At 62.5% G+C, this 23,504-nt stretch carries 33 protein-coding genes; 28 read left to right on the top strand and 5 right to left on the bottom strand.

Going from position 1 to position 23,504, the window contains the following annotated elements:
- The first annotated feature begins 81 nt into the window (after positions 1-81).
- The 21 genes from HUK68_RS18065 to HUK68_RS17965 all read left to right on the top strand — a co-directional run bounded on the left by HUK68_RS18065 (position 82) and on the right by HUK68_RS17965 (position 14,946).
- Positions 82-510: a CopD family protein gene (locus HUK68_RS18065; RefSeq protein ID WP_175505437.1), complete on the top strand. Its 429-nt coding sequence runs from the start codon at positions 82-84 to the stop codon at positions 508-510.
- Positions 511-533: 23 nt separating this feature from the next.
- Positions 534-1,631, top strand: coding sequence for a VanZ family protein (locus tag HUK68_RS18060; protein ID WP_175505436.1), 1,098 nt, complete (start codon positions 534-536; stop codon positions 1,629-1,631).
- A gap of 23 nt (positions 1,632-1,654) precedes the next feature.
- A complete protein-coding gene (locus HUK68_RS18055) occupies positions 1,655-2,005 on the top strand; it encodes a (2Fe-2S) ferredoxin domain-containing protein (RefSeq protein ID WP_175505435.1) in 351 nt (116 codons plus the stop codon).
- A 78-nt stretch (positions 2,006-2,083) separates the two neighbouring features.
- Positions 2,084-2,725: an alpha/beta hydrolase gene (locus HUK68_RS18050; protein WP_175505434.1), complete on the top strand. Its 642-nt coding sequence runs from the start codon at positions 2,084-2,086 to the stop codon at positions 2,723-2,725.
- Between the two features lie 87 nt (positions 2,726-2,812).
- Entirely contained in the window at positions 2,813-3,982 is a 1,170-nt protein-coding gene (locus tag HUK68_RS18045; protein ID WP_175505433.1) for a D-alanyl-D-alanine carboxypeptidase family protein, read from the top strand.
- Positions 3,983-4,288: 306 nt separating this feature from the next.
- Positions 4,289-4,666 (top strand): 30S ribosomal protein S12, encoded by a 378-nt coding sequence (gene rpsL / locus HUK68_RS18040; protein WP_159911512.1) that lies wholly within the window; start codon positions 4,289-4,291, stop codon positions 4,664-4,666.
- Positions 4,667-4,828: 162 nt separating this feature from the next.
- Positions 4,829-5,302: a 30S ribosomal protein S7 gene (rpsG, locus tag HUK68_RS18035; RefSeq protein ID WP_175505432.1), complete on the top strand. Its 474-nt coding sequence runs from the start codon at positions 4,829-4,831 to the stop codon at positions 5,300-5,302.
- 143 nt (positions 5,303-5,445) lie between these two features.
- On the top strand, positions 5,446-7,554 hold the full coding sequence (gene fusA / locus HUK68_RS18030; protein ID WP_175505431.1) for an elongation factor G: 2,109 nt from the start codon (positions 5,446-5,448) through the stop codon (positions 7,552-7,554).
- 156 nt (positions 7,555-7,710) lie between these two features.
- Entirely contained in the window at positions 7,711-8,901 is a 1,191-nt protein-coding gene (gene tuf / locus HUK68_RS18025; protein WP_175505395.1) for an elongation factor Tu, read from the top strand.
- A gap of 25 nt (positions 8,902-8,926) precedes the next feature.
- Positions 8,927-9,238, top strand: a complete 312-nt coding sequence (rpsJ, locus tag HUK68_RS18020) for a 30S ribosomal protein S10 (RefSeq protein ID WP_005796953.1) — start codon at positions 8,927-8,929, stop codon at positions 9,236-9,238.
- A 204-nt stretch (positions 9,239-9,442) separates the two neighbouring features.
- The gene (gene rplC / locus HUK68_RS18015) at positions 9,443-10,117 is read left to right on the top strand and encodes a 50S ribosomal protein L3 (protein ID WP_175505430.1); all 675 of its coding nucleotides are present in this window, start codon (positions 9,443-9,445) and stop codon (positions 10,115-10,117) included.
- A complete protein-coding gene (gene rplD / locus HUK68_RS18010; RefSeq protein WP_175505429.1) occupies positions 10,117-10,740 on the top strand; it encodes a 50S ribosomal protein L4 in 624 nt (207 codons plus the stop codon). The genes rplC and rplD overlap by 1 nt, the downstream gene beginning before the upstream one ends.
- Complete coding sequence (rplW, locus tag HUK68_RS18005) at positions 10,737-11,051, top strand: 50S ribosomal protein L23 (RefSeq protein ID WP_175505428.1); 315 nt, start codon at positions 10,737-10,739, stop codon at positions 11,049-11,051. Before rplD ends, rplW begins: the two co-directional genes overlap by 4 nt.
- Positions 11,051-11,875, top strand: a complete 825-nt coding sequence (rplB, locus tag HUK68_RS18000; protein WP_175505427.1) for a 50S ribosomal protein L2 — start codon at positions 11,051-11,053, stop codon at positions 11,873-11,875. Before rplW ends, rplB begins: the two co-directional genes overlap by 1 nt.
- 10 nt (positions 11,876-11,885) lie before the next feature.
- A complete protein-coding gene (gene rpsS, locus HUK68_RS17995) occupies positions 11,886-12,164 on the top strand; it encodes a 30S ribosomal protein S19 (RefSeq protein ID WP_175505426.1) in 279 nt (92 codons plus the stop codon).
- Between the two features lie 9 nt (positions 12,165-12,173).
- A complete protein-coding gene (gene rplV, locus HUK68_RS17990) occupies positions 12,174-12,506 on the top strand; it encodes a 50S ribosomal protein L22 (protein ID WP_175505425.1) in 333 nt (110 codons plus the stop codon).
- A 15-nt stretch (positions 12,507-12,521) separates the two neighbouring features.
- Entirely contained in the window at positions 12,522-13,403 is an 882-nt protein-coding gene (gene rpsC, locus HUK68_RS17985; RefSeq protein WP_175505424.1) for a 30S ribosomal protein S3, read from the top strand.
- 2 nt (positions 13,404-13,405) lie between these two features.
- On the top strand, positions 13,406-13,822 hold the full coding sequence (gene rplP / locus HUK68_RS17980) for a 50S ribosomal protein L16 (protein ID WP_175505423.1): 417 nt from the start codon (positions 13,406-13,408) through the stop codon (positions 13,820-13,822).
- Positions 13,823-13,837: 15 nt separating this feature from the next.
- The gene (gene rpmC / locus HUK68_RS17975) at positions 13,838-14,035 is read left to right on the top strand and encodes a 50S ribosomal protein L29 (protein WP_175505422.1); all 198 of its coding nucleotides are present in this window, start codon (positions 13,838-13,840) and stop codon (positions 14,033-14,035) included.
- Between the two features lie 11 nt (positions 14,036-14,046).
- On the top strand, positions 14,047-14,316 hold the full coding sequence (gene rpsQ / locus HUK68_RS17970; RefSeq protein WP_092940977.1) for a 30S ribosomal protein S17: 270 nt from the start codon (positions 14,047-14,049) through the stop codon (positions 14,314-14,316).
- A gap of 120 nt (positions 14,317-14,436) precedes the next feature.
- Positions 14,437-14,946, top strand: a complete 510-nt coding sequence (locus tag HUK68_RS17965; protein ID WP_175505421.1) for a peroxiredoxin — start codon at positions 14,437-14,439, stop codon at positions 14,944-14,946.
- 60 nt (positions 14,947-15,006) lie between these two features.
- Here HUK68_RS17965 and HUK68_RS17960 read toward each other — a convergent pair whose 3' ends face one another.
- A complete protein-coding gene (locus tag HUK68_RS17960; RefSeq protein ID WP_175505420.1) occupies positions 15,007-15,498 on the bottom strand; it encodes a GNAT family N-acetyltransferase in 492 nt (163 codons plus the stop codon).
- A gap of 92 nt (positions 15,499-15,590) precedes the next feature.
- Positions 15,591-16,094, bottom strand: a complete 504-nt coding sequence (locus tag HUK68_RS17955) for a TlpA disulfide reductase family protein (protein ID WP_175505419.1) — start codon at positions 16,092-16,094, stop codon at positions 15,591-15,593.
- Positions 16,095-16,223: 129 nt separating this feature from the next.
- Here HUK68_RS17955 and HUK68_RS17950 point away from each other — a divergent pair, with 129 nt between their 5' ends.
- The 3 genes from HUK68_RS17950 (at position 16,224) to ptsP (ending at position 18,746) form a co-directional block, all read left to right on the top strand.
- On the top strand, positions 16,224-16,670 hold the full coding sequence (locus HUK68_RS17950) for a PTS sugar transporter subunit IIA (RefSeq protein ID WP_175505418.1): 447 nt from the start codon (positions 16,224-16,226) through the stop codon (positions 16,668-16,670).
- Positions 16,639-16,908 carry an HPr family phosphocarrier protein gene (locus tag HUK68_RS17945; RefSeq protein WP_175505417.1) on the top strand — a complete coding sequence of 90 codons (270 nt, stop codon included), beginning with the start codon at positions 16,639-16,641 and terminating at the stop codon, positions 16,906-16,908. Before HUK68_RS17950 ends, HUK68_RS17945 begins: the two co-directional genes overlap by 32 nt.
- A gap of 101 nt (positions 16,909-17,009) precedes the next feature.
- Complete coding sequence (ptsP, locus tag HUK68_RS17940) at positions 17,010-18,746, top strand: phosphoenolpyruvate--protein phosphotransferase (RefSeq protein WP_175505416.1); 1,737 nt, start codon at positions 17,010-17,012, stop codon at positions 18,744-18,746.
- Positions 18,747-19,038: 292 nt separating this feature from the next.
- Here ptsP and lipA read toward each other — a convergent pair whose 3' ends face one another.
- From lipA to HUK68_RS17925, 3 genes are read right to left on the bottom strand one after another with little or no spacing between them, the layout of a single operon-like run.
- A complete protein-coding gene (lipA, locus tag HUK68_RS17935; protein ID WP_175505415.1) occupies positions 19,039-20,019 on the bottom strand; it encodes a lipoyl synthase in 981 nt (326 codons plus the stop codon).
- Positions 20,020-20,031: 12 nt separating this feature from the next.
- On the bottom strand, positions 20,032-20,724 hold the full coding sequence (gene lipB / locus HUK68_RS17930; protein WP_175505891.1) for a lipoyl(octanoyl) transferase LipB: 693 nt from the start codon (positions 20,722-20,724) through the stop codon (positions 20,032-20,034).
- Positions 20,725-20,741: 17 nt separating this feature from the next.
- Entirely contained in the window at positions 20,742-21,074 is a 333-nt protein-coding gene (locus tag HUK68_RS17925) for a YbeD family protein (RefSeq protein WP_175505414.1), read from the bottom strand.
- Between the two features lie 255 nt (positions 21,075-21,329).
- Between HUK68_RS17925 and HUK68_RS17920 the strand changes: the two genes are divergently transcribed.
- From HUK68_RS17920 to HUK68_RS17905, 4 genes are read left to right on the top strand one after another with little or no spacing between them, the layout of a single operon-like run.
- Positions 21,330-21,809: an ATP synthase subunit I gene (locus HUK68_RS17920; RefSeq protein WP_175505413.1), complete on the top strand. Its 480-nt coding sequence runs from the start codon at positions 21,330-21,332 to the stop codon at positions 21,807-21,809.
- Between the two features lie 21 nt (positions 21,810-21,830).
- A complete protein-coding gene (gene atpB, locus HUK68_RS17915; RefSeq protein ID WP_175505412.1) occupies positions 21,831-22,694 on the top strand; it encodes a F0F1 ATP synthase subunit A in 864 nt (287 codons plus the stop codon).
- A 45-nt stretch (positions 22,695-22,739) separates the two neighbouring features.
- Positions 22,740-22,988: a F0F1 ATP synthase subunit C gene (gene atpE, locus HUK68_RS17910; RefSeq protein WP_159917983.1), complete on the top strand. Its 249-nt coding sequence runs from the start codon at positions 22,740-22,742 to the stop codon at positions 22,986-22,988.
- Between the two features lie 35 nt (positions 22,989-23,023).
- Positions 23,024-23,494 carry a F0F1 ATP synthase subunit B gene (locus tag HUK68_RS17905; protein ID WP_175505411.1) on the top strand — a complete coding sequence of 157 codons (471 nt, stop codon included), beginning with the start codon at positions 23,024-23,026 and terminating at the stop codon, positions 23,492-23,494.
- The last annotated feature ends 10 nt before the right edge of the window (positions 23,495-23,504 follow it).

Raw genomic sequence — 23,504 nt, 5'->3', positions numbered from 1 at the left:
GCCGGGCTGGAGAAGGCCGCCGCGCCCTGGTTTTGCCCCCCTGCGCCACTGCGGCACGGGTCGCACCCGTACACTGGCAGCATGCTATGGGTCAAAGCTTTTCATATCGTGTTCGTGGCGAGCTGGTTCGCCGGACTTTTCTATCTGCCGCGCATCTTCGTCAACCTGGCCATGGTCACGCCCGGCTCGGTCGCCGAGCGCGAGCGCCTGATCCTGATGGCGCGCAAGCTGCTGCGCTTCACCACGCTGCTGGCCGTGCCGGCGCTGCTGCTGGGCCTGTGGCTGTGGCAGGGCTATGGCATCGGCCGTGGTCCGGGCAATGGCTGGATGCATGCCAAGCTGCTGGTCGTGCTGCTGGCCGTGGGCTACCACCATGCGTGCGCGCGCCTGCTGCGCAAGTTCATCGATGACGTGAACCAGCGCAGCCACCGCTGGTACCGCTGGTTCAACGAAGTGCCCGTGCTGCTGCTGGCGGCTGCCGTGGTGCTGGTGGTCGTCAAGCCCTTCTGAGGCAGGCAGGGAGCTGCGGCGCAGTGCACAAGACTTCCGCCTGGCCACTCGCGCTGGTCTATTCGGCGCTGATCGTCTTTGCGAGCCTGTTTCCCTTTGCCGGCTGGCGCGCGCAGGGCATCAACCCCTGGGTATTCCTGTCGGCCAGGATTCCTCCGCCGTACTGGACCTGGTTCGACGTCAACATCAACATCGTTGGCTATGGGCCGCTGGGTTTCCTGTTGGCGCTGGCATTGCTGCGCTCCGATGCGCCGCGCGCCGCGGTGCCGGTGGCGGCGCTGGCCGGCACGCTGCTGTCGGCGGCCATGGAGTTCCTGCAGATCTACCTGCCGCGGCGCGTGCCGTCGAACATGGACCTGGCGCTCAACGCCGCCGGCACGCTGCTCGGCGCCCTGCTGGCGCTGCTGCTCGAGCGCCTGGGCGCGATCGACCGCTGGAGCCTGTTTCGCGCGCGCTGGTTCACCGGGCAGGCCCGCGGCGCGATCGTGCTGCTGGTGCTGTGGCCGGTGGCGCTGCTGGTGCCTGCGGCCGTGCCATTCAGCCTGGGCCAGGTGTTCGAGCGGCTGGAGTTGGCGTTGATCGACATGCTCGAAGACACGCCGTTCCTCGAATGGCTGCCGATGCGCGATGCGCCGCTGGTGCCGCTGTCGCCGGGCGGCGAAATGCTGTGCGAGGTGCTGGGCCTGCTCGCGCCCTGCCTGCTGGCCTATTGCGTGGTGCCGAACATGGGGCGCCGCGCCGTGCTGGCGGCGCTCGGGGTCGGCCTGGGCATTGCCGCCACCGCACTGTCGGCAGCCCTGAGCTATGGCCCGGTGCATGCCTGGGAATGGCTGGGCCTGCCCGCGCACCTGGCCATCTGGGTCGCGATGGCGCTGGCCGCGGCTTTCATCGCGCTGCCGGGCCGGGCCTGCGCAGCAGTGCTGATGCTGGTGCTGATGCTGCAACTGAGCCTGCTCAACCAGGCGCCGACCAGCGCCTACTTCGCGCAGACGCTGCAGACCTGGGAGCAAGGGCGTTTCATCCGCTTCTACGGCCTGGGCCAGTGGCTGGGCTGGCTCTGGCCCTATGCCACGCTGCTCTATGTGCTGCTGCGGGTTTCGCGCCGCGGTTCCCACTCCTAGGCGGCCCCCCTAGAATGATCCCCATGAGCGACAACACTTCCCCCACCAAAGGCTACTACGAGCGCCACATCTTTTTCTGCCTGAACGAGCGTCCAGGAGGAGAGGACTGCTGCGCTTTGCATGGCGCCAAGGCCGGTTTCGACCGCTGCAAGTCGCAGGTCAAGGCCGCGGGCCTGGCAGGCCCGGGCAAGGTGCGCGTCAACAAGGCTGGCTGCCTGGACCGCTGCGCGGCCGGTCCGGTGGCCGTGGTCTATCCCGAGGGCACCTGGTACACCTTCATCGACAACGAAGACATCGATGAAATCGTCGAATCGCACCTGAAGAACGGGCAGATCGTCGAGCGCCTGCTCACGCCGCCGGAACTCGGCCGCTGAAAAGCACTCCATCCCACGAGCAATGTCTCCCAGGCGCAGCACCGGCACCGGTGCGCGCCGCTTTCCTGGAATCCGAACGTGAATGCACAGACTGAACGCCTGACCCTGACCGGCGCCGCCGGCGCCATCGAGGCGTTGCGCGACGCGGCCCATCTGTCCGAAGGCCAGGCGCCGCGCGGCGTGGCGGTCATCGCCCATCCCCATCCGCTGTTTGGCGGCAGCATGGACAACAAGGTCGTGCAGACCCTGGCGCGTGCCTTTGTGCAAAGCGGCTTCACCGCCGTGCGCTTCAACTTCCGCGGCGTGGGCGCCAGCGCCGGCACGCATGACGCGGGGCAGGGCGAGCTGCAGGATCTGCTTGAAGTGGTGCGCCAGGTCGCTCCCGAGGGCCCGATTGCGCTGGCCGGCTTTTCCTTTGGCGCCTTCGTCACCAGCCACGCGCTGGCCCAGCTCTGGCCCGAGGGCCGCGTCGAGCGCGCCGTGCTGGTCGGCACGGCCACCAGCCGCTTCAGCGTCGCGCCGGTTCCGGCCGATGCCCAGCAGCGCACGCTGGTGATCCATGGCGAGGCCGACGACACCGTCGAGCTGGCCTCGGTCATGGATTGGGCGCGGCCGCAGATACTCCCTGTCACAGTTGTTCCGGGAGGCGGCCATTTCTTTCACGGACAATTGCCGCTGCTCAAGAGCCTGGTGGTGCGCCACCTGTTGCCCGGGCTGTGACGCCCGAGGCAGGCGGCCGCAGCCGCCCGCCGTGTTTCGCCGCCCGCCGCTGCGCGGGCGTTTTTTCAGACCATTCCCGAGCTTCAAATGACCCCGATTTCCTACACCCTGCGTGTTCTTGCCGTCACCGCGGCGGTGGCCCCCGTGTTGGCGCTGGCCCAGGTGAGCCTGCCCCAGCCACCCGAAATCGCCGCGCGCAACTACCTGCTGGTGGACGTGACGGCCAACCAGGTGCTCGGCGCCAAGGACATCGATGCGCCCATCGAGCAGGCCTCGCTGACCAAGCTGATGACCGGCTACCTGGTGTTCGACGCGCTGCGTGCCAAGAAGATCACGCTCGAGCAGCGATTCCCGGTCAGCGAACGCGCCTGGAAGATGCCCGGCTCGCGCATGTTCATCGACCCCAAGATGCAGGTGCCCGTCGACGACCTGATCAAGGGCATGATCGTCCAGTCCGGCAATGACGCGACCGTCGCGCTCGCCGAAGGCGTGGGCGGTTCGGTCGAGAATTTCGTGCGCCTGATGAACGAACAGGCCAAGGCCCTGGGCATGAAGGGCACGAGCTACAAGAATCCTGAAGGCCTGACCGAACCCGGCCACCTGACCACGGCACGCGACCTGTCCATCCTGGCCCAGCGCCTGATGCAGGAATTCCCCGAGTACATGCACTACTACTCGACCAAGCAGTACCACTACGAAGGCACGCCGGCGTCGAACGGAACGAACCGCAACACCCTGCTGTTCCGCGATCCCACCGTCGACGGCCTGAAGACCGGCCACACGGCGGCTGCCGGCTACTGCCTGGTCTCGACCTCCAAACGCACCATGCCCCAGGTCGGCGAACGCCGCCTGCTGTCCATCGTGCTGGGAGCATCGAGCGCCAACTCGCGCGCCACCGAAAGCCAGAAGCTGCTGAACTGGGGCTACACGGCATTCGACTCGGTCAAGCTGTTCGACGCGGGCCAGCCCGTGGCCACGCCCGAGGTCTGGAAGGGCCAGGCCAGCACCATCCAGATCGGCCAGGCCAAGCCCATCGTCGTCACCGTGCCCGCCGGCTCGGGCGGCAAGCTCAAGACCGAAGTCGTGCGCCAGGACCCGCTGATAGCCCCGTTCACCAAGGGCCAGCCCATGGGCACGCTCAAGGTCACGCTGGACGACAAGACCGTGGCTGAAGTGCCACTGGTCGCGCTCGAAGCAGTGGAACAAGCAGGCTTCTTCGGCCGCCTGTGGGACTCGATCCGCCTCTGGATAAAGTAACGGGCCCCCAGGCTCCCCCACTGATAAGCCGCTCGCCCTGAGGCTGTCGAAGGGTGCCCCTCCATTGGGGGCAAAGCCCCCACCGCGTTTTGCCTTGGGCGGGGCCGGCCATCCGGCGGCCCGGCGGCAAAACCTGGCCCCCACGCTTCCTCGTCAGACATCCGCTCACCCTGAGCCTGTCGAAGGGTGCCCCCCAAGGCCCGAAGGGCACGCTTGCATTGAAGCCTCTTGGCTGCTACAGTTGAGGGCTTTTCGGAAATTCCGAAGGGATTCACGTTTTCGTTTTTTACGTTTAGGGACGTATACATGCCAACCATTAACCAGCTCGTTCGTCAGGGGCGCTCGGTCGAAACGATCAAGTCCAAGAGCCCTGCGATGGAAAACTCTCCCCAGCGCCGCGGCGTGTGCACCCGTGTGTACACCACGACGCCCAAGAAGCCTAACTCCGCTCTGCGTAAGGTCGCCAAGGTGCGCCTGACCAACGGTTTCGAGGTCATCTCCTACATCGGCGGTGAAGGCCACAACCTGCAGGAACACAGCGTCGTGCTGGTTCGCGGCGGTCGTGTCAAGGACTTGCCCGGTGTGCGTTACCACATCGTCCGCGGTTCGCTGGATCTGCAAGGCGTCAAGGATCGCAAGCAGTCGCGCTCCAAGTACGGTGCCAAGCGTCCCAAGAAGGCCTAAGCCTTTCTGTAGACAGATTTTCGGTGTTTGAGCTGCCAGGCAGGCAGTGCAAACGTAGTGACCCCAAGCGCAAATGTCTTGCGTGGGTCGAGTAAGTGGGAGTCCTGTTGGGCCCCGCGGTGTCTGGAAAGACGCCAACTGAAGCAAAGATAGAGGTAAAAAATGCCACGTCGTCGCGAAGTCCCCAAACGTGAAATTCTGCCGGATCCCAAGTTCGGCAACGTCGAGCTGTCCAAATTCATGAACGTGATCATGGAAGGCGGCAAGAAGGCAGTTGCAGAGCGCATCATTTACGGCGCCCTGGAACTGATCCAGAAGAAGCACCCCGACAAAGACGCTCTGGAAGCGTTCGTGGTTGCCATCAACAATGTGAAGCCCATGGTGGAAGTCAAGTCCCGCCGCGTGGGTGGTGCAAACTACCAGGTGCCTGTTGAAGTGCGTCCTGTCCGTCGCCTGGCCCTGTCCATGCGCTGGATCAAGGAAGCTGCTCGCAAGCGCGGTGAAAAGTCCATGGCCCAGCGCCTGGCCAACGAGCTGCTCGAAGCGACCGAAGGTCGTGGCGGCGCGATGAAGAAGCGTGACGAAGTGCACCGCATGGCAGAAGCCAACAAGGCGTTCAGCCACTTCCGCTTCTAAATCGGCGTCAGCCTTTTTCGACCAAGGCCGCTCGCAAGTTTTTGCCTGCGGCCTTGTCTCGATTCAGAGTGGCCCCATCTATATCTGCTGCCCACAGTCTCCGGTCGGCAGACCCTCTCCAGACGATCAATTAAGGATCCACCATGGCTCGCAAGACCCCCATTGAGCGCTACCGCAATATCGGTATTTCCGCTCACATCGACGCCGGTAAAACCACCACCACCGAGCGTATCCTGTTCTATACCGGCGTGAACCACAAGCTGGGCGAAGTGCACGATGGCGCTGCCACCATGGACTGGATGGAGCAGGAACAAGAGCGCGGCATCACGATCACCTCCGCTGCCACGACCTGCTTCTGGTCGGGCATGGACCGTTCGTTCCCCGAGCACCGTTTCAACATCATCGACACCCCCGGCCACGTCGACTTCACGATTGAAGTCGAGCGTTCGATGCGCGTGCTCGACGGCGCCTGCATGGTCTACTGCGCCGTGGGTGGCGTGCAGCCCCAGTCGGAAACCGTGTGGCGCCAAGCCAACAAGTACCGCGTGCCCCGTCTGGCGTTCGTGAACAAGATGGACCGTACCGGTGCCAACTTCTTCAAGGTCGTGGACCAGATGAAGCTGCGCCTGAAGGCCAACCCCGTGCCAATCGTCGTGCCCATCGGTGCCGAAGACGGCTTCGAAGGCGTGGTCGACCTGGTCAAGATGAAGGCCATCTTCTGGGACGAAAAGTCGCAGGGCATGAAGTTCGAATACCGCGACATCCCCGCCGACCTGGTCGACGTGGCCAACGAGTGGCGCGAGAAGATGGTCGAAGCCGCGGCTGAAGCCAGCGAAGAGCTGATGAACAAGTACCTCGAAGAGGGTTCGCTCTCGGAAGAGGAAATCATGGACGGCCTGCGTACGCGTACGCTGGCTGTGGAAATCCAGCCCATGCTGTGCGGCTCGGCCTTCAAGAACAAGGGCGTGCAGCGCATGCTGGACGCCGTGATCCAGTTCCTGCCGGCTCCCGTGGAAGTGCCTGCGATCGAAGGTACCGACCCCGAAGACGAAGAGAAGAAGCTGACGCGCAAGGCCGACGACAACGAGAAGTTCTCGGCGCTGGCATTCAAGCTGATGACCGACCCCTTCGTTGGTCAGCTGACCTTCGTGCGTGTGTACTCGGGCGTGCTGTCCAAGGGCGACACCGTGCTGAACGCGGTCAAGGGCAAGAAGGAACGTATCGGCCGTATCGTGCAGATGCACGCCAACGAACGCCTGGAAGTCGAAGAAATTCGCGCCGGTGACATCGCTGCCTGCGTGGGCCTGAAGGACGTGACGACCGGCGAAACGCTGGCCGACGTCAACGACCCGATCATCCTGGAACGCATGGTCTTCCCCGAGCCCGTGATTGCCCAGGCCGTCGAGCCCAAGAGCAAGGCCGACCAGGAAAAGATGGGTATCGCCCTGTCGCGCCTGGCTGCCGAGGATCCGTCGTTCCGCGTGCGTTCCGACGAAGAATCGGGCCAGACCATCATCGCCGGTATGGGCGAGCTGCACCTGGAAATCATCGTCGACCGCATGAAGCGTGAATTCGGCGTGGAAGCCAACGTCGGCAAGCCCCAGGTGGCCTACCGCGAAACCATCCGCAAGACCGTCGAAGAAGCCGAAGGCAAGTTCGTGCGTCAGTCGGGCGGTAAGGGTCAGTACGGCCACGTGGTGCTGAAGATCGAACCCAACGAAGCCGGCAAGGGCATCGAGTTCGTCGACGCGATCAAGGGCGGTGTGGTTCCTCGCGAATTCATCCCCGCGGTCGAAAAGGGTATCAACGAAGCCGTCACGCAAGGCGTGCTGGCCGGCTACCCCGTGGTTGACGTCAAGGTCACGCTGCACTTCGGTTCGTACCACGATGTGGACTCGAACGAACTGGCGTTCAAGATGGCTGCCATCTTCGGTTTCAAGGAAGGTTGCCGCAAGGCCAACCCCGTGATCCTGGAGCCCATGATGTCCGTGGAAGTGGAAACTCCCGAAGACTACGCCGGTACCGTGATGGGCGATCTGTCCTCGCGTCGCGGCATGGTCCAGGGCATGGACGACATGGTCGGTGGCGGCAAGGCCATCCGTGCCGAAGTTCCGCTGTCGGAAATGTTCGGTTACGCCACGTCGCTGCGTTCGGCAACGCAAGGCCGCGCCACGTACACGATGGAATTCAAGCACTACGCTGAAGCCCCTCGTAACGTGTCGGAAGCCATCATGGCCGCCCGCGCGAAGTAAAATATCGGTCTTTGCCAGACGGCTGCCTTTCGGGGCAGCCGTTTTGGCGTGCCAGGTCTGCGATGGAGTGCCCCCCTGTTTCCTGTGCGGGGGGATTCAGCAACTCGATGCAGACGTTAAACCATCACACAGGTTTTGCTCTTTTGGAGAAATCTCATGGCAAAAGGTAAGTTTGAACGCACCAAGCCCCACGTCAACGTGGGCACCATCGGTCACGTCGACCACGGCAAGACGACCCTGACGGCTGCCATCGCTACCGTCCTGTCGGCCAAGTTCGGCGGCGAAGCCAAGAAGTACGACGAAATCGACAAGGCGCCTGAAGAAAAGGCCCGCGGTATCACCATCAATACCTCGCACGTCGAATACGAAACCGAATCGCGCCACTACGCGCACGTCGACTGCCCCGGCCACGCTGACTATGTGAAGAACATGATCACCGGCGCCGCCCAGATGGACGGTGCGATCCTGGTTTGCTCGGCCGCCGACGGCCCGATGCCCCAGACCCGCGAGCACATCCTGCTGGCTCGCCAAGTGGGCGTTCCCTACATCATCGTGTTCCTGAACAAGTGCGACATGGTGGACGACGAAGAGCTGCTGGAACTGGTGGAAATGGAAGTCCGCGAACTGCTGGACAAGTACAGCTTCCCCGGCGACGACACCCCCATCATCCGTGGTTCGGCCAAGCTGGCTCTGGAAGGCGACAAGGGTCCCCTGGGCGAGCAAGCCATCATGGGTCTGGCTGAAGCCCTGGACACCTACATCCCCACGCCCGAGCGCGCTGTGGACGGTGCCTTCCTGATGCCTGTGGAAGACGTGTTCTCGATCTCCGGTCGTGGCACCGTGGTGACGGGCCGTATCGAGCGCGGCATCATCAAGGTCGGCGAAGAAATCGAAGTCGTCGGTATCCGCGACACGCAAAAGACCACCTGCACCGGCGTGGAAATGTTCCGCAAGCTGCTGGACCAGGGCCAAGCTGGCGACAACGTCGGCCTGCTGCTGCGCGGCACCAAGCGTGAAGACGTGGAACGCGGCCAAGTGCTGTGCAAGCCCGGTTCGATCAAGCCCCACACCCACTTCACCGCTGAAGTGTATGTGCTGAGCAAGGACGAAGGCGGCCGCCACACTCCTTTCTTCAACAACTACCGTCCCCAGTTCTACTTCCGTACCACGGACGTGACCGGTGCGATCGAGCTGCCTGAAGACAAGGAAATGGTCATGCCTGGCGACAACGTGTCGATCACCGTCAAGCTGATCGCTCCCATCGCCATGGAAGAAGGTCTGCGTTTCGCCATCCGTGAAGGCGGCCGTACCGTCGGCGCCGGCGTGGTTGCAAAGATCCTGGCTTAATTCTTGGCCCTACTAGGAATTAACCATGTCCAAGCAAAAAATCCGCATCCGCCTGAAGGCGTTTGACTACAAGCTGATCGACCAGTCGGCCGCTGAGATCGTTGACACCGCCAAGCGCACCGGCGCGATCGTCAAGGGCCCCGTGCCCCTGCCGACCCGCATGAAGCGTTTCGACATCCTGCGTTCGCCGCACGTCAACAAGACCAGCCGCGACCAGCTCGAAATCCGTACCCACCAGCGTCTGATGGACATCGTGGACCCGACGGACAAGACCGTTGACGCGCTGATGAAGCTGGATCTGCCAGCTGGCGTGGACGTCGAAATCAAGCTGCAATAAGTTCCTGACAAGGCTCTTCCCGGAGCCTTTCAAGGTCTTGATCTAACGCGAACTTGCTTGAAAAAGCGGTTCGCGTTAGAATTTGGGGCTCCGCCTTTTTTGGGCGGAGTTTTATTAACCTTCTTTCGTGCGCATTTCCGTGAGGAAGCAGGCGCAACGCTGGGCCAATTGCAGTTACAGCGGCGAAAGTTTTGGAGCAAACAAATGAGTCTGAGCAACTCCCTGGGGTTGCTGGGTCGCAAGGTGGGCATGATGCGTCTGTTCACCGATGACGGGGACGCAGTGCCCGTCACGGTGGTGGATGTGTCCAACAACCGTGTGACTCAGGTCAAAACCCAAGAGAACGATGGCTACGTGGCCCTGCAGGTCACGTTCGGTTCGCGCCGCGCTTCGCGCGTGACCAAGCCCCAAGCCGGCCACCTTGCCAAGGCAGGTGTCGAAGCCGGTGAAGTGACCCGTGAATTCCAAGTGACGGCCGAAGTTGCCGGCAAGTACGCCGCTGGCGCTACGCTGCCTGTCGCCGAGCTGTTCGCTGTGGGCCAGAAGGTGGACGTGCAGGGCACTTCCATCGGTAAGGGCTTCGCGGGCACGATCAAGCGTCACAACTTCAGCTCGCAACGCGCGTCGCACGGTAACAGCCGTTCGCACAATGTTCCTGGTTCCATCTCGATGGCACAGGATCCAGGCCGCGTGTTCCCCGGCAAGAAGATGACTGGCCACATGGGCGACGTCACCGTGACCACCCAAAACCTCGACGTGATTCGTATCGACGAAGCACGCCAACTGCTCTTGATCAAGGGCGCTGTTCCGGGCTCCAAGGGTGGCTTCGTGACGGTGCGTCCCGCAGTCAAGGCTAAATCTTCCCAAGGAGCGAACTAATGCAGCTCGAACTCCTGAATGAACAAGGCCAGGCCGCATCGAAGATCGATGCCCCCGAAACCGTGTTCGGTCGTGAATTCAACGAAGACCTGATCCACCAACTGGTCGTCGCCTACCGTGCCAACGCACGTCAAGGCACGCGCGCCCAGAAGGATCGCGAGCAAGTCCGTCACACGACGGCCAAGCCGTTCAAGCAAAAGGGTACGGGCCGCGCTCGTGCCGGTATGTCCTCCTCGCCTCTGTGGCGTGGCGGCGGCCGCATCTTCCCGAATCTGCCTGAAGAAAACTTCACGCAGAAGATCAACAAGAAGATGTACCGCGCTGGCATGGCTTCCATCCTGTCGCAACTCGCCCGCGAAGGCCGCCTGGCCGTGGTCGACTCGCTGACGCTGGATACTCCCAAGACCAAGGTGCTGGCCGACAAGTTCAAGGCCATGAACCTGGCCGAGTCGGTGATGGTGATCGCTGACGAAGTGGACGAAAACCTGTACCTGGCTTCCCGCAACCTGAAGAACGTGTTCGTTGTCGAACCACGTTATGCCGACCCCGTGTCGCTGGTGCATTACAAGAAAGTGCTCGTCACCAAGGGCGCGATCGACAAACTCAAGGAGATGTTCGCATGAGCACGCTCAAGTTTGACGAAGGTCGTCTGATGCAAGTGCTGGTCGCTCCCATCGTGTCCGAAAAGGCCACCATGGTTGCCGAGAAGGCCAACGTCGTGACGTTCAAGGTGTTGCAGAACGCTACCAAGCCCGAAATCAAGGCCGCTGTGGAATTGATGTTCAAGGTTGAAGTGTCGAAGATCTCTGTGCTGAACACCAAGGGCAAGGCCAAGCGCTTTGGCAAGACCATGGGCCGCCGCGACAACGTTCGCAAGGCTTATGTCATGCTCAAGCCCGGTCAAGAGCTGAATCTGTCTGGGGAGGCCGCGTAATGGCAGTCATCAAACTCAAGCCGACGACGCCTGGTCAACGCGGTGCGGTCAAGGTCACGCGCGATCACCTGTACAAGGGTGACGCTTACGCGCCTTTGCTCGAGCCTCAGTTCCAGAAGGCTGGTCGTAACAACAACGGCCACATCACCACCCGTCACAAGGGCGGTGGTCACAAGCATCACTACCGCGTGGTGGACTTCCGTCGCAACAAGGACGGCATCCCCGCAAAGGTCGAGCGCATCGAATACGATCCCAACCGTACGGCCCACATCGCCCTGGTGTGCTATGCCGACGGCGAACGTCGCTACATCATTGCTCCTCGCAACCTGGAAGTCGGCGCGACCATCGTCAGCGGTTCGGAAGCCCCGATCCGCGTCGGTAACACCCTGCCTATCCGCAACATCCCCGTGGGCTCGACCATTCACTGCATCGAACTGCAAGTGGGCGGCGGTGCACAGATCGCGCGTTCCGCAGGTACCTCCGCCACGTTGCTGGCCCGTGAAGGCGTCTACGCTCAAGTGCGTATGCGTTCGGGCGAAGTGCGCAAGATTCACATCGAGTGCCGCGCAACCCTGGGCGAAGTCGCCAACGAAGAGCATAGCCTGCGCCGTCTGGGCAAGGCCGGTGTGAAGCGCTGGATGGGTATCCGCCCGACCGTTCGCGGTGTGGTGATGAACCCTGTGGATCACCCGCACGGTGGTGGTGAAGGCAAGACCGGTGAAGGCCGTCACGCAGTTGACCCATGGGGCAACCTGACGAAGGGCTACCGTACCCGTAACAACAAGCGCACGCAATCCATGATTGTGTCGCGTCGCAAGAAGTAAGGGGTAGCAAATGACTCGTTCTCTCAAAAAGGGTCCGTTTGTTGACCATCACTTGGTTGCCAAGGTCGAAAAGGCCGTCGCTACCAAGGACAAGAAGCCAGTCAAGACCTGGTCGCGTCGCTCCATGGTTCTGCCCGAGTTCATCGGTCTGACCATTGCCGTGCACAACGGCAAGCAACACGTGCCGGTCTACGTTACCGACCAGATGGTGGGCCACAAGCTGGGCGAATTCGCCCTGACGCGCACCTTCAAGGGTCACCCCGCGGACAAAAAAGTCCAGAAGAAGTAAGGAACGACCATGTCTGAAACACGTGCAGTCCTCCGGGGCGTCCGTCTGTCGGTGGACAAGGGTCGCCTGGTCGCGGATCTGATCCGCGGCAAGAAGGTTGATCAAGCTCTGAACATCCTGACGTTCACGCAGAAAAAAGCTGCTGTGATCATCAAGAAGGTTGTGGAGTCCGCCATTGCCAACGCTGAGCACAACGACGGCGCCGATATCGACGAACTGAAGATCAAGACGATCTACGTCGAACAAGGCACGACGCTCAAGCGCTTCACCGCGCGCGCCAAAGGCCGCGGCAATCGTATCAGCAAGCCCACGTGCCATGTGTACGTGACGGTTGGCAACTGAAAGGCCTGGAAGAATATGGGACAGAAAATCCATCCTACCGGCTTCCGTCTGGCTGTTAGCCGGAACTGGGCCAGCCGTTGGTACGCAAGCAACCGTGACTTCGCCGGCATGCTGGCCGAAGACATCAAGGTTCGCGAGTACCTGAAGGCCAAGCTGAAGAACGCCGCTGTGTCGCGCATCCTGATCGAGCGTCCCGCAAAGAACGCCCGTATCACGATTTACTCGGCACGCCCCGGCGTGGTGATCGGCAAGAAGGGTGAAGACATCGAGAACCTGAAGAAGGAACTCGCGTCGCGCCTGGGCGTGCCGGTCGCAGTGAACATCGAAGAAGTGCGCAAGCCCGAAATCGATGCCAAGCTGATCGCCGACTCGATCACCCAGCAGCTCGAAAAGCGCATCATGTTCCGCCGTGCCATGAAGCGCGCCATGCAGAACGCAATGCGTCTGGGCGCCCTGGGCATCAAGATCATGTCGTCGGGTCGTCTGAACGGCATCGAAATCGCGCGTACCGAGTGGTACCGTGAAGGTCGCGTGCCGCTTCACACCCTGCGTGCCGACATCGACTACGGCTTCTCCGAAGCCCGTACCACCTATGGCGTCATCGGCGTCAAGGTGTGGGTCTACAAGGGTGACACGCTGGGCCGCAACGACCTGCCGCTGGCCGAAACGCCGCGTCCGGAAGAAGAGCGTCGCCCCCGTGGCCCGCGTCGCGATGGCCGTAATGGCGACCGCAACGCCGGCCCCGGCCGCGGTGCCCCTCGCCGCCCCGTCGGTGGCAACGTGGCTCCGGCCGACGGCAGCGACAAGCCTGCCGGCGCCGGTGCTGATACCAACGCCGTTAAGCGCGTTCGCAAGGCAGACGCGCCCGCTACAGCAGCGGACGGTAAAGGAGAATAAACATGCTGCAACCTGCTCGCCGCAAGTATCGCAAGGAGCAAAAGGGTCGCAACACCGGTGTTGCAACGCGGGGTAACTCCGTTGCATTCGGTGACTTCGGCCTGAAGTCCACGGATCGCGGCCGTCTGACGGCCCGCCAGATCGAAGCTGCACGTCGTGCAATTTCCCGTCACGTGAAGCGTGGCGGCCGTATCTGGATCCGCGTGTTCCCTGACAAGCCAATCTCGACCAAGCCCGCAGAAGTGCGTATGGGTAACGGTAAGGGCAATCCTGAGTATTACGTCGCTGAAATCCAGCCCGGCAAGATGCTCTATGAAATCGTGGGCGTGCCGGAAGAACTGGCCCGCGAAGCGTTCCGCCTGGCTGCCGCCAAGCTGCCGCTGCGCACGACTTTCGTTGCTCGCCACGTTGGCGCTTAATCAGGAGAATTCACAATGACGAAAACTACTGAACTGCGCCAAAAAGACGTTGCCGGCCTCGAAGCTGAAATCAAGTCCTTGCAAAAGGCGCATTTCGGCCTGCGCATGCAGAAGGCTACGCAACAACTGGCCAACACGAACACGCTGCGCACCACGCGCCGTGATATCGCTCGCGCCAAGACCATCCTTGCTGAAAAGCAAGCCGCCAAGTAATAGGAGCCGACATGACGGAAGCTAAAAAATCCCTCAAGCGCACCTTGATTGGCAAGGTGGTCAGCGACAAGCGTCAAAAGACTGTGACCGTGCTGGTCGAACGCCGTGTGAAGCACGAGCTGTACGGCAAGATCGTGGCCAAGTCGAGCAAGTACCACGCCCATGACGAAAATGGCGAGTACAAGCTGGGCGACACCATTGAAATCACGGAAAGCCGTCCGCTGTCCAAGACCAAGAACTGGGTTGCTACCCGCTTGGTGCAAAAGGCTGGCCTGCTCTAAAGCCTCTCTGGCCTTAGTGCTGCAAAGCTGAATAAAACGACCCACAATGTGGGTCGTTTTTTCGTTTGCGGCATGCGATTTGTGCGTGCCGCTTTTTTGTAGAGAAGAACCGGAGCTTTTATGATCAAAGTTGGAGATACCCTGCCCGCCGTCACGCTGACCGAGTACGTTGCCGTCGAAGGCAATGGCTGCAGCATCGGCCCGAGCCCCGTGCAGGTGCAGGAAGCCGCAGCGGGCAAGACCGTGGCCATCGTCGCCGTGCCTGGCGCGTTCACGCCCACCTGCTCGCAAAAGCACCTGCCCGGTTATGTCGAACAGGCCGATGCGCTCAAGGCTGCAGGCGTCGACGAGATCTGGTGCCTGTCGGTGAATGACGCCTTCGTGATGGGCGCCTGGGGCCGCGACCAGAACGTCGGCAGCAAGGTGCGCATGATCGGCGACGGCGACGCGGCATTCGCCAAGGCCACGGGCCTGACGCTGGACCTGAACGGCAAGGGCCTGGGCCTGCGCAGCAACCGCTACTCGATGCTGGTCAAGGACGGCAAGGTCGTGCAGCTGAACGTCGAAGGCCCGGGCAAGTTCGAGGTCAGCGACGCCGCCACCCTGCTGGCCCAGGCCAAGGCCGCCTGAGCGACCGCAATGGTCATGAAAGAGCGCCTGGCGCTCTTTTTTTTGGCCTGCTGCAGCGGCCTAGAACAACTCGGCCTTGAGGTAGTGGGCTCCGGCCATGGGGTTGTAGTAGTAAGGCGGGATGTCCTCGAAACCCAGCTCGGTGTAGAGGGCGCGCGCGGCTTCCATGTCGTCGAGCGTATCGAGCAGCACGCGGTCATAGCCATTCTGGCGTGCCAGGTCGAGCATGGCGGAGGTGAGTTCGCGGCCCAGGCCGAAGCCGCGGAACGGGCGGCGCACGTAGAGGCGCTTCATTTCGGCCGCGTTCGGATAGTCGCTGGCATCGAGCGGGCGCAAGGCACAGCATCCCGCCAGCGCGCCGTCGACCCAGGCCAGCAGCAATTGCCCGCGCGGCGGCGCATAGTCGCCGGGCAGCTCGGCCAGTTCGGCCGCGAAATTCTGAAATTCCAGGTCAATGCCCGTACTCTCGGCGTACTCTTCGAAGATCTGGCGCACTGCGTCCAGATCTTGCGGAAAGTTCGCTGTCAGCAGGGCCACAGAAGGCTTGTCCACAGGCGGAGCGCAAAAACAACGGAACCGCAAGTGTAGCGGCATGTGCTCTTCAGGGTGAAGGCACGCCGCGTCGCGCAGACGACCGCGGGGCCTCAGGCCTCGGCCAGCAGCTTTTCAATCAATTGGTGCAGCTCGGCAAAGTCCGGTGCGCCGACATAGCGTTTGACGATCTCGCCGCGCTTGTTGACGATGAAGGTCGAGGGGGTGAGCTGCACGTCGCCCCACTGCTTGGCCACCATGCCGGTGTTGTCGATGGCCACCTTGAACGGCAGTTGGCGGCTCTGCGCGAAGTTGACCACATAGCTGGGCGGATCGTAGCTCATGGCCACGGCCACGGTCTCGAAGCCCTGCGGCTGGTACTTCTTGTAGGTGGCAATGATCTCGGGCATTTCCGCCACGCAGGTGGTGCAGCTGGTTGCCCAGAAATTGACCAGCGTGACCTTGCCGCGCAGGTCGGCCGTGGTCTTCTGGCTGCCATCGAGCAGCACGAAGGTCGAGGACGGCGCCGGGCTGGTGCCCGCATTGAGGTAAATGAAGCCGCCGATGCCGGCGACCGCGGCAAGCGCCACGCCTGCTATCCATTTTTTGATTGCCATCTGTCGATTGTGCCCAAAGCTGCCGGAGATCCGGTGGTCAGGGGGTATGAGTGCGGCGGGTGGCAAAAGTTCGCACCGGCGTCACCGCGGGCGGTCTGCCGCATTGGACCTCGCGCGATAATGGCTGGCATGACTACGCGCATTCTTCTCATCACCCACGCCCCGCTCGCGCAGGCGCTGCGGGCATGTGCGTTGCATGTGTTTGCCGACAGCGCCGCCGACGTCATGGCGCTCGATGTCGAAGCCGATGAAAGCCCGGAGGCCACGCTGGCGCGTGCCCAGGCACTGCTGGGCGAGAGCGACATGCCGGTACTGTTGCTGACCGACCTGTTTGGCGCCACGCCCTGCAATGTGGCGCAGCGCCTGGTGCCTGGCCGCGCGGCCCAGCTGGTGGCGGGCGTGAACCTGCCGATGCTGCTGCGCGCGGTGAGCTACCGGCATGAATCGCTTGAAGCCGTCGCGGCACGCGCCGTGGTTGGCGGTACCCAGGGAGTGATGGCCGTGGGCGCCGCTCCATTGCAGAACCAGAACTTCCGTCCCATTCATGATCAAGACCACCATCACCATCAGCAATAAGCTCGGCCTGCATGCGCGGGCGTCGGCCAAGCTCACCAAGCTCGCGGGCAGCTATCCCTGCGAAGTGTGGATGACCAAGGGGGAGCGGCGCGTCAATGCCAAGAGCATCATGGGCGTGATGATGCTGGCGGCCGGCATTGGCTCGCAGGTGGAACTGGAGACTTCGGGCGAGCGCGAGCAGGAAGCCATGGATGCGCTGCTGGCCTTGATCCAGGACAAATTTGGCGAAGGACAATGAGCGGTTTGTGCCGCTGAAGCGGTACAAACTGTCTTGTATGGCCGGCATCAGGCGCAGCGTGCGTGCGGTGGCCGGCCGTGACTGACTGAAGGACAGTCCGGATGACGTTTGCAATTCACGGTCTGGCGGTTTCCCGCGGCATTGCCATCGGGAGGGCGGTGCTGGTGGGCTCTAGCCGCATCGAGGTGCAGCACTATTTCATTGCGGCGGCCGAAGTGGACGCCGAGGTTGCGCGCGCGCGCACGGCGCGCCATGCGGTCATCGACGAGTTGCAGCGCCTGCAGACCGAGATGCCGCATGACGCGCCGGCGGAACTCGATGCCTTGCTCGACGTGCATTTGATGCTGCTGCAGGACGAGTCGCTGGTGCATGGCGTGGAACAGTGGATACGCGAGCGCCTCTACAACGCGGAGTGGGCGCTGACCACCCAGCTCGAGGCCATCTCGCGCCAGTTCGACGAGATGGAGGACGAGTACCTGCGCGAGCGCAAGGCCGATCTCGAGCAGGTGGTCGACCGCATCCTGCGCCACCTCAAGGGCGTGGCCAGCCCCGTTCCGGCATCGCGTCCCGTGCTGCCCGGCGCGGCGCCCGAACTGCCCTTGATCCTGGTGGCCCAGGACCTGGCGCCCGCCGACATGCTGCATTTCAAGACCAGCGTGTTTGCGGGATTCGTCACGGCGGTCGGCGGCAAGACCTCGCATACGGCCATCGTTGCGCGCAGCATGGACATTCCCGCCGTGGTGGGCGCGCGGGCCGCGGCCCAGCTGGTGCGTCCCGACGACTGGCTGATCATCGACGGCAACGCCGGCGTGGTGATCGTCGATCCCTCGTCAGCGATCCTGGCCGAGTATGCACAGCGGCAGCGCGAGAGCGCGCTCGAGCGCGAGAGCCTGGCGCTGCTGCGGCATACGCCCGCGGTGACGCTGGACGGCCAGCACATCGAGCTGCTGGCCAATATCGAACAGCCCGGCGACGGCCCGGCCGCGCTGGTCGCGGGAGCGCAGGGCGTGGGCCTGTTCCGCAGCGAGTTCCTGTTCATGGGGCGCAGTGGCCCGATGCCGGCCGAGGAGGAGCAGTACCAGGCGTACCGCCAGGCGGTCGAAGGCATGCAGGGCCGGCCCGTGACGATACGCACCATCGATGTCGGCGCCGACAAGCCGCTGGACCGGGCGCAGGCGCGCGAGTATTCGCTCAACCCCGCGCTGGGCCTGCGGGCCATCCGCTGGAGCCTGGCCGATCCCGGCATGTTCCGCACCCAGTTGCGTGCCGTGCTGCGCGCGGCCGTGCACGGGCCGGTGAACCTGCTTTTTCCGATGCTGGCGCACCAGCGCGAAATCGAGCAGACGCTGGCGCAGGTGGAACTGGCGCGCGCGGAACTCGAAGCGCGCGGCATGGCGCATGGCGCGGTGCAACTCGGCGCGATGATAGAGATTCCCGCGGCCGCGCTGATGGTGCGCATGTTCCTGCGTTATTTCGATTTCCTGTCGATCGGCACCAACGATCTGATCCAGTACACGCTGGCCATCGACCGCGCCGACGAAGCCGTGGCCCATCTGTACGATCCGCTGCATCCGGCCGTGCTGCGGCTGGTGGCAGAAGTGATTGCCGAAGGCCGGCGCCAGGGCAAGAGCATCTGCGTGTGCGGCGAGGTGGCGGGCGATGTCGGCATGACGCGGCTGCTGCTGGGCTTGGGGCTGCGCAGCTTTTCCATGCACCCGGCGCAGATCCTTGCCGTCAAGCAGGAGATCCTGCGTGCGAATGCCGCCCAGCTCGGCACCTGGGCGCGGCAGGTCGTCCAGGCCGACGATCCTGCAGCCTTGCTTTCCACCAGCGCATGAGGCCATAACGCAAATTCTTTAGGGATATGGTTGCGATTGGTTCTCATTCACTGTTATGATTCAAGCACTGACGCAGCACATATCCTGGTGGGAGCAGTGTTCCGCCGGTTTCAGTTTCATCGTGGGGCGACTCGTTGGCCTGTTAAGCCTTCAGTCGTTTTTTGCCAGCCAGCGGTACGCCGGTTAGCCAGGCATTTTTTGATGGAGCAGAACGAAGAAAGCCTTCCGAGTGGAAGGCTTTTTTGTTTCTGGAACGGATGGTCGTGAGCGGCGCAAGCCGCTCCCGAGGAGGTCAGACGCCTGCGGCGTGCGCCTGCTGGTCGGCGTGATAGCTCGAACGCACCATGGCGCCGACAGCTGCGTGGCTGAAGCCCATCTTGTAGGCTTCTTCCTCGAACATCTTGAAGGTGTCGGGGTGTACGTAGCGCTTGACCGGCAGATGGCTGTTGGATGGCGCCAGGTACTGGCCGATGGTCAGCATGTCGATGTCGTGCGCTCGCATGTCGCGCATGACCTGCAGGATTTCCTCGTCGGTCTCGCCCAGGCCGACCATGATGCCGCTCTTGGTGGGGACGTTGGGGTGCAGCGCCTTGAATTTCTTCAGCAGGTTCAAGCTGAACTGGTAGTCTGAGCCGGGGCGCGCTTCCTTGTACAGCCGCGGCGCGGTCTCGAGGTTGTGGTTCATCACGTCGGGCGGCGCGGCCTTGAGGATTTCAAGCGCGCGATCGTCGCGGCCACGGAAGTCGGGCACCAGGATCTCGATCTGCGTGAGCGGCGACAGCTCGCGGATGTTCTTGATGCACTCGACGAAGTGGCCACTGCCGCCGTCGCGCAGGTCGTCGCGGTCGACGCTGGTGATCACCACGTACTTGAGGCGCAGCTGCGCAATGGTCTTGGCCAGGTTCAGCGGCTCATCGACATCGAGCGGATCGGGGCGGCCATGGCCGACGTCGCAGAACGGGCAACGGCGCGTGCACTTGTCGCCCATGATCATGAACGTCGCCGTGCCCTTGCCGAAGCATTCACCGATGTTCGGGCAGCTGGCCTCCTCGCACACGGTGTGCAGCTTGTTCTCGCGCAGGATCTCCTTGATCTCGTAGAAGCGCGTGGTCGGCGAGCCGGCCTTGACGCGGATCCACTCGGGCTTCTTCAGCGCTTCGCCGTGTTCGACCTTGATGGGAATGCGCGACAGCTTGGCCGCAGCCTTCTGCTTGGCCAGCGGGTTGTAGTTGGCTGCGGACTGGGCTTCGCGTACGACGTCAATGGTGCTCATGGCTCTAGGGGGTCAGGGGGCGAGCCGGATTTCCAGCTGTCGGCCAAGCACATGCGCAGCCTCGTCCCAGGTTGTCTGGACTCCGATTGTAGAAAGATCCACGCTCGGCAGGCCGGCATAGCCACAAGGGTTGATCCGCGTATAGGGTTCGAGATCCATTGCCACGTTCAGCGCCAGTCCGTGGTAGGTGCAGTGGCGGCTGACCTTGATGCCCAGCGCGGCAATCTTGCCGAGGCCGTTGAAGTCGGGCACGGGTGCGTCGCTGCCGGGCAGGCGCAGCTGCGGGCGCTGGGGCAGCATGGCATGGCTGGCGGGATCGTCGAGCCGCACATAGATGCCGGGCGCGCCCGAAACGCGGTGTCCTGTGACGCCGAAATGCGCCAGTGTCCGGATCACTGCTTCTTCCAGGCGATAGACATATTCCTTGACGAAATAGCCGCGCCGCTGCAGGTCGAGCAGCGGATAGGCGACGATCTGGCCCGGGCCGTGGTAGGTCACCTGGCCGCCGCGGTTGGTGGCGATGACCGGAATATCGCCCGGCAGCAGCACATGGTCGGCCTTGCCAGCGAGGCCTTGCGTGAAATGCGGCGCATGCTCGCAGATCCACAGTGCGTCGGGCGTATCCCCGGTGCGCTGCCGCGTGAGCTCCTGCATCGCCTGCACGGTGGCCCGGTAGTCCGTGCGTCCCAGCAGGCGCGTGTCCAGCGCGATCGCGGACACGGTCAGAGCACCACTTTGACCTGGGGGGCGGACGTCAGCGCGCGGTACAGATCATCGAGCTGCTCGCGGCTGGTGGCCGTGACGGTGATGGTGACACCCAGGTATTTGCCGGTGCTGCTGGGGCGCAACTCGACCGTGCTGGCGTCGAACGTGGGGTCGAAGCGGCGGGCAATGGCGGTGATCGACGACACCAGGTGCTCATGCTGCACGCCCATCACCTTGATGGGAAACAGCGACGGGTACTCGATCAGCGAGTCCTTGCGTGCCACGGCGTCGTCTTCGCCGATGACATTGACCGAAACGGGAGTGGAGGGAGGGGGGGTTGACGAGCTCATGACAGAGACTTTCAAAGGTTAATACCTTGTCGGGACCGACGGTTATGGGGTAATGTTCCGCCGGCACCGGGGTGGTGCAGACCGGGCAAAAAACCTATACGCGGCAAAGGCTTGCCCGCATTGTTGGATAGCATTCGCAGGGCCTGCGGAACAACATAAATTTGTCCATACCCGTAACAACCCCTATCTTAAGGCAGGGGTTTTTACTTATAATCAGAGGCTTTGTGAAAGTTTCAGTCTGCATCAGGGCGCCAGATGAACAAAAAATACGCACCCGAGACTGAAGCTGAGGCCGAAGATTCCGATTTCAACCCCCTGACTGCCGAAGAGGCTCAGCAGTGGCGCCAGCGCAATCCGCCGGTGTCGCCGTGGCGGGTGGTGGCCGGGCAGGTGCTGGCAGGGACCCTGGTTGCATTGCTGGCATGGCTCGTGAGCGGCAGGTCCGCGGTGGGCTGGTCGGCTGCCTACGGTGCGCTGGCGGTGGTGCTTCCCGCAGCCCTGTTTGCGCGTGGCCTGGCCCGCCAGCAGGCGGCGCCCAATGCCGGAGCTGCGATGGTCGGGTTCTTTGGCTGGGAATTGGCCAAGCTGATGCTGTGCATTGCCATGTTGGCGATGGCGCCGAAGCTGGTGACAGGTTTGAGCTGGTTGGCTTTGCTGGCCGGCATGGTGGTAACGATGAAAACGTACTGGATTGCGCTGCTGCTGCGACGCTCCGGTGTCCGAAAAACCGATTGATATTGAGAGAAGAGTTGTCCGATGGCCGCAGACGCGCACGCACCAACTGCAAGTGAATACATCGTTCACCACTTGCAGCATCTCCAGAACATCAAGCAGACGAGCATCGTCGACTTCTCGGTGGTCAACTATGACTCCGTGATCGTCGGCCTGATCGTCGGTGGTCTGGCCCTTTTTGCCCTCTGGCTTGCCGCCCGCAAGGCGACCGCTGGCGTTCCCGGCCGCTTCCAGGCGGCCGTCGAGCTGTTGGTCGAGATGGTGGACAACCAGGCCAAGGCCAACATCCACAATGCCGAAAGCCGCAAGTTCATCGCGCCGCTGGCATTGACGGTGTTCGTCTGGATCTTCGCGATGAACGCGATGGACATGCTGCCCGTCGACCTGCTGCCCGTGCTGTGGCAAGGTGCGACCGGCGACAGCCACGCCTATCTGCGCGTCGTGCCCACCGCCGACCTCTCGACCACTCTGGGCCTGTCGTCCGCCGTGCTGATCCTGTGCTTCTGGTACAGCGTCAAGATCAAGGGCGCGGGCGGCTGGGCCCATGAACTGGTGACCGCACCGTTCGGCACCAGCAAGAACCCTGTCTTCGCCCTGATCCTGGGCGTCGTGAATCTGCTGATGCAGATCATCGAATACGTTGCCAAGACCGTCTCGCATGGCATGCGACTGTTTGGCAACATGTACGCTGGTGAGTTGGTATTCATGCTGATTGCCCTGATGGGTGGTGCAGCTGCCATGTCTCTCTCTGGTGTGTTGCTCCCCGTGGGGCACATCATTGCAGGTTCTATCTGGGCGATCTTCCATATCTTGATCATCACCCTGCAGGCCTTCATTTTCATGATGCTGACGCTGATTTACCTCGGCCAGGCACATGAAGCCCACTGACCCTTTCTTTCTTTCCTTTCACTTTTTTAATCCTCTGGAGTCATCATGGAAAACATTCTCGGTCTCGTCGCTCTGGCTTGTGGTCTGATTGTTGGTCTGGGCGCTATCGGCGCTTCGATCGGTATCGCTTTGATGGGCGGCAAGTTCCTGGAAGCTTCGGCTCGCCAACCCGAGCTGATCAACGAACTGCAAACCAAGATGTTCATCTTGGCCGGTCTGATCGACGCTGCTTTCCTGATCGGCGTGGCTATCGCTCTGCTGTTCGCTTTCGCCAACCCGTTCGCCCTGGTCTAAGCTCCCCCTCAACGCCCACATAGAAAGGTGTTGCCGTGAGTATCAACGCGACCCTGTTCGTACAGGCCATCGTCTTCCTGATCCTGGTGCTGTTCACGATGAAATTCGTGTGGCCGCCGATCGCGAAGGCGTTGGACGAGCGAGCCCAGAAAATCGCCGATGGCCTCTCTGCTGCCGACAAGGCCAAATCCGAACTGACCGCCGTCAACAAGCGCGTCGAGCAGGAACTGGCCCAGACGCGCAATGAAACGACATCGCGGCTTGCGGACGCCGACCGCCGCGCCCAGTCCATCATTGAAGAAGCCAAGGCCCGTGCGACTGAAGAAGGCAACAAGCTGATTGCTGCTGCCCGCGCAGAAGCCGAGCAGCAGGCAATCCAGGCCCGTGAAGCCCTGCGTGAGCAGGTTGCCGCACTGGCCGTCAAGGGCGCCGAGCAGATTCTCCGCAAGGAAGTCAATGCCAGCGTCCACGCTGATCTGCTGAACCGCCTCAAGACTGAGCTGTAAGGAACGCAAA

Origin of the sequence: Comamonas antarctica, assembly GCF_013363755.1 — a bacterium.
GTDB lineage: Bacteria > Pseudomonadota > Gammaproteobacteria > Burkholderiales > Burkholderiaceae_C > Comamonas > Comamonas antarctica.
Note: the sequence above shows the minus strand (reverse complement) of the source record. Positions and strands in the feature narration are given on the sequence as shown.

Coding starts and splice junctions, on each gene's coding strand:
- HUK68_RS18065 (WP_175505437.1), top strand. CDS start 82: ATGCTATGGGTCAAAGCTTTTCATATCGTGTTCGTGGCGAGCTGGTTC.
- HUK68_RS18055 (WP_175505435.1), top strand. CDS start 1,655: ATGAGCGACAACACTTCCCCCACCAAAGGCTACTACGAGCGCCACATC.
- HUK68_RS18045 (WP_175505433.1), top strand. CDS start 2,813: ATGACCCCGATTTCCTACACCCTGCGTGTTCTTGCCGTCACCGCGGCG.
- rpsL (WP_159911512.1), top strand. CDS start 4,289: ATGCCAACCATTAACCAGCTCGTTCGTCAGGGGCGCTCGGTCGAAACG.
- rpsG (WP_175505432.1), top strand. CDS start 4,829: ATGCCACGTCGTCGCGAAGTCCCCAAACGTGAAATTCTGCCGGATCCC.
- fusA (WP_175505431.1), top strand. CDS start 5,446: ATGGCTCGCAAGACCCCCATTGAGCGCTACCGCAATATCGGTATTTCC.
- tuf (WP_175505395.1), top strand. CDS start 7,711: ATGGCAAAAGGTAAGTTTGAACGCACCAAGCCCCACGTCAACGTGGGC.
- rpsJ (WP_005796953.1), top strand. CDS start 8,927: ATGTCCAAGCAAAAAATCCGCATCCGCCTGAAGGCGTTTGACTACAAG.
- rplC (WP_175505430.1), top strand. CDS start 9,443: ATGAGTCTGAGCAACTCCCTGGGGTTGCTGGGTCGCAAGGTGGGCATG.
- rplD (WP_175505429.1), top strand. CDS start 10,117: ATGCAGCTCGAACTCCTGAATGAACAAGGCCAGGCCGCATCGAAGATC.
- rplW (WP_175505428.1), top strand. CDS start 10,737: ATGAGCACGCTCAAGTTTGACGAAGGTCGTCTGATGCAAGTGCTGGTC.
- rplB (WP_175505427.1), top strand. CDS start 11,051: ATGGCAGTCATCAAACTCAAGCCGACGACGCCTGGTCAACGCGGTGCG.
- rpsS (WP_175505426.1), top strand. CDS start 11,886: ATGACTCGTTCTCTCAAAAAGGGTCCGTTTGTTGACCATCACTTGGTT.
- rplV (WP_175505425.1), top strand. CDS start 12,174: ATGTCTGAAACACGTGCAGTCCTCCGGGGCGTCCGTCTGTCGGTGGAC.
- rpsC (WP_175505424.1), top strand. CDS start 12,522: ATGGGACAGAAAATCCATCCTACCGGCTTCCGTCTGGCTGTTAGCCGG.
- rplP (WP_175505423.1), top strand. CDS start 13,406: ATGCTGCAACCTGCTCGCCGCAAGTATCGCAAGGAGCAAAAGGGTCGC.
- rpmC (WP_175505422.1), top strand. CDS start 13,838: ATGACGAAAACTACTGAACTGCGCCAAAAAGACGTTGCCGGCCTCGAA.
- rpsQ (WP_092940977.1), top strand. CDS start 14,047: ATGACGGAAGCTAAAAAATCCCTCAAGCGCACCTTGATTGGCAAGGTG.
- HUK68_RS17965 (WP_175505421.1), top strand. CDS start 14,437: ATGATCAAAGTTGGAGATACCCTGCCCGCCGTCACGCTGACCGAGTAC.
- HUK68_RS17955 (WP_175505419.1), bottom strand. CDS start 16,094: ATGGCAATCAAAAAATGGATAGCAGGCGTGGCGCTTGCCGCGGTCGCC.
- HUK68_RS17950 (WP_175505418.1), top strand. CDS start 16,224: ATGACTACGCGCATTCTTCTCATCACCCACGCCCCGCTCGCGCAGGCG.
- HUK68_RS17945 (WP_175505417.1), top strand. CDS start 16,639: ATGATCAAGACCACCATCACCATCAGCAATAAGCTCGGCCTGCATGCG.
- ptsP (WP_175505416.1), top strand. CDS start 17,010: ATGACGTTTGCAATTCACGGTCTGGCGGTTTCCCGCGGCATTGCCATC.
- lipA (WP_175505415.1), bottom strand. CDS start 20,019: ATGAGCACCATTGACGTCGTACGCGAAGCCCAGTCCGCAGCCAACTAC.
- HUK68_RS17925 (WP_175505414.1), bottom strand. CDS start 21,074: ATGAGCTCGTCAACCCCCCCTCCCTCCACTCCCGTTTCGGTCAATGTC.
- HUK68_RS17920 (WP_175505413.1), top strand. CDS start 21,330: ATGAACAAAAAATACGCACCCGAGACTGAAGCTGAGGCCGAAGATTCC.
- atpB (WP_175505412.1), top strand. CDS start 21,831: ATGGCCGCAGACGCGCACGCACCAACTGCAAGTGAATACATCGTTCAC.
- atpE (WP_159917983.1), top strand. CDS start 22,740: ATGGAAAACATTCTCGGTCTCGTCGCTCTGGCTTGTGGTCTGATTGTT.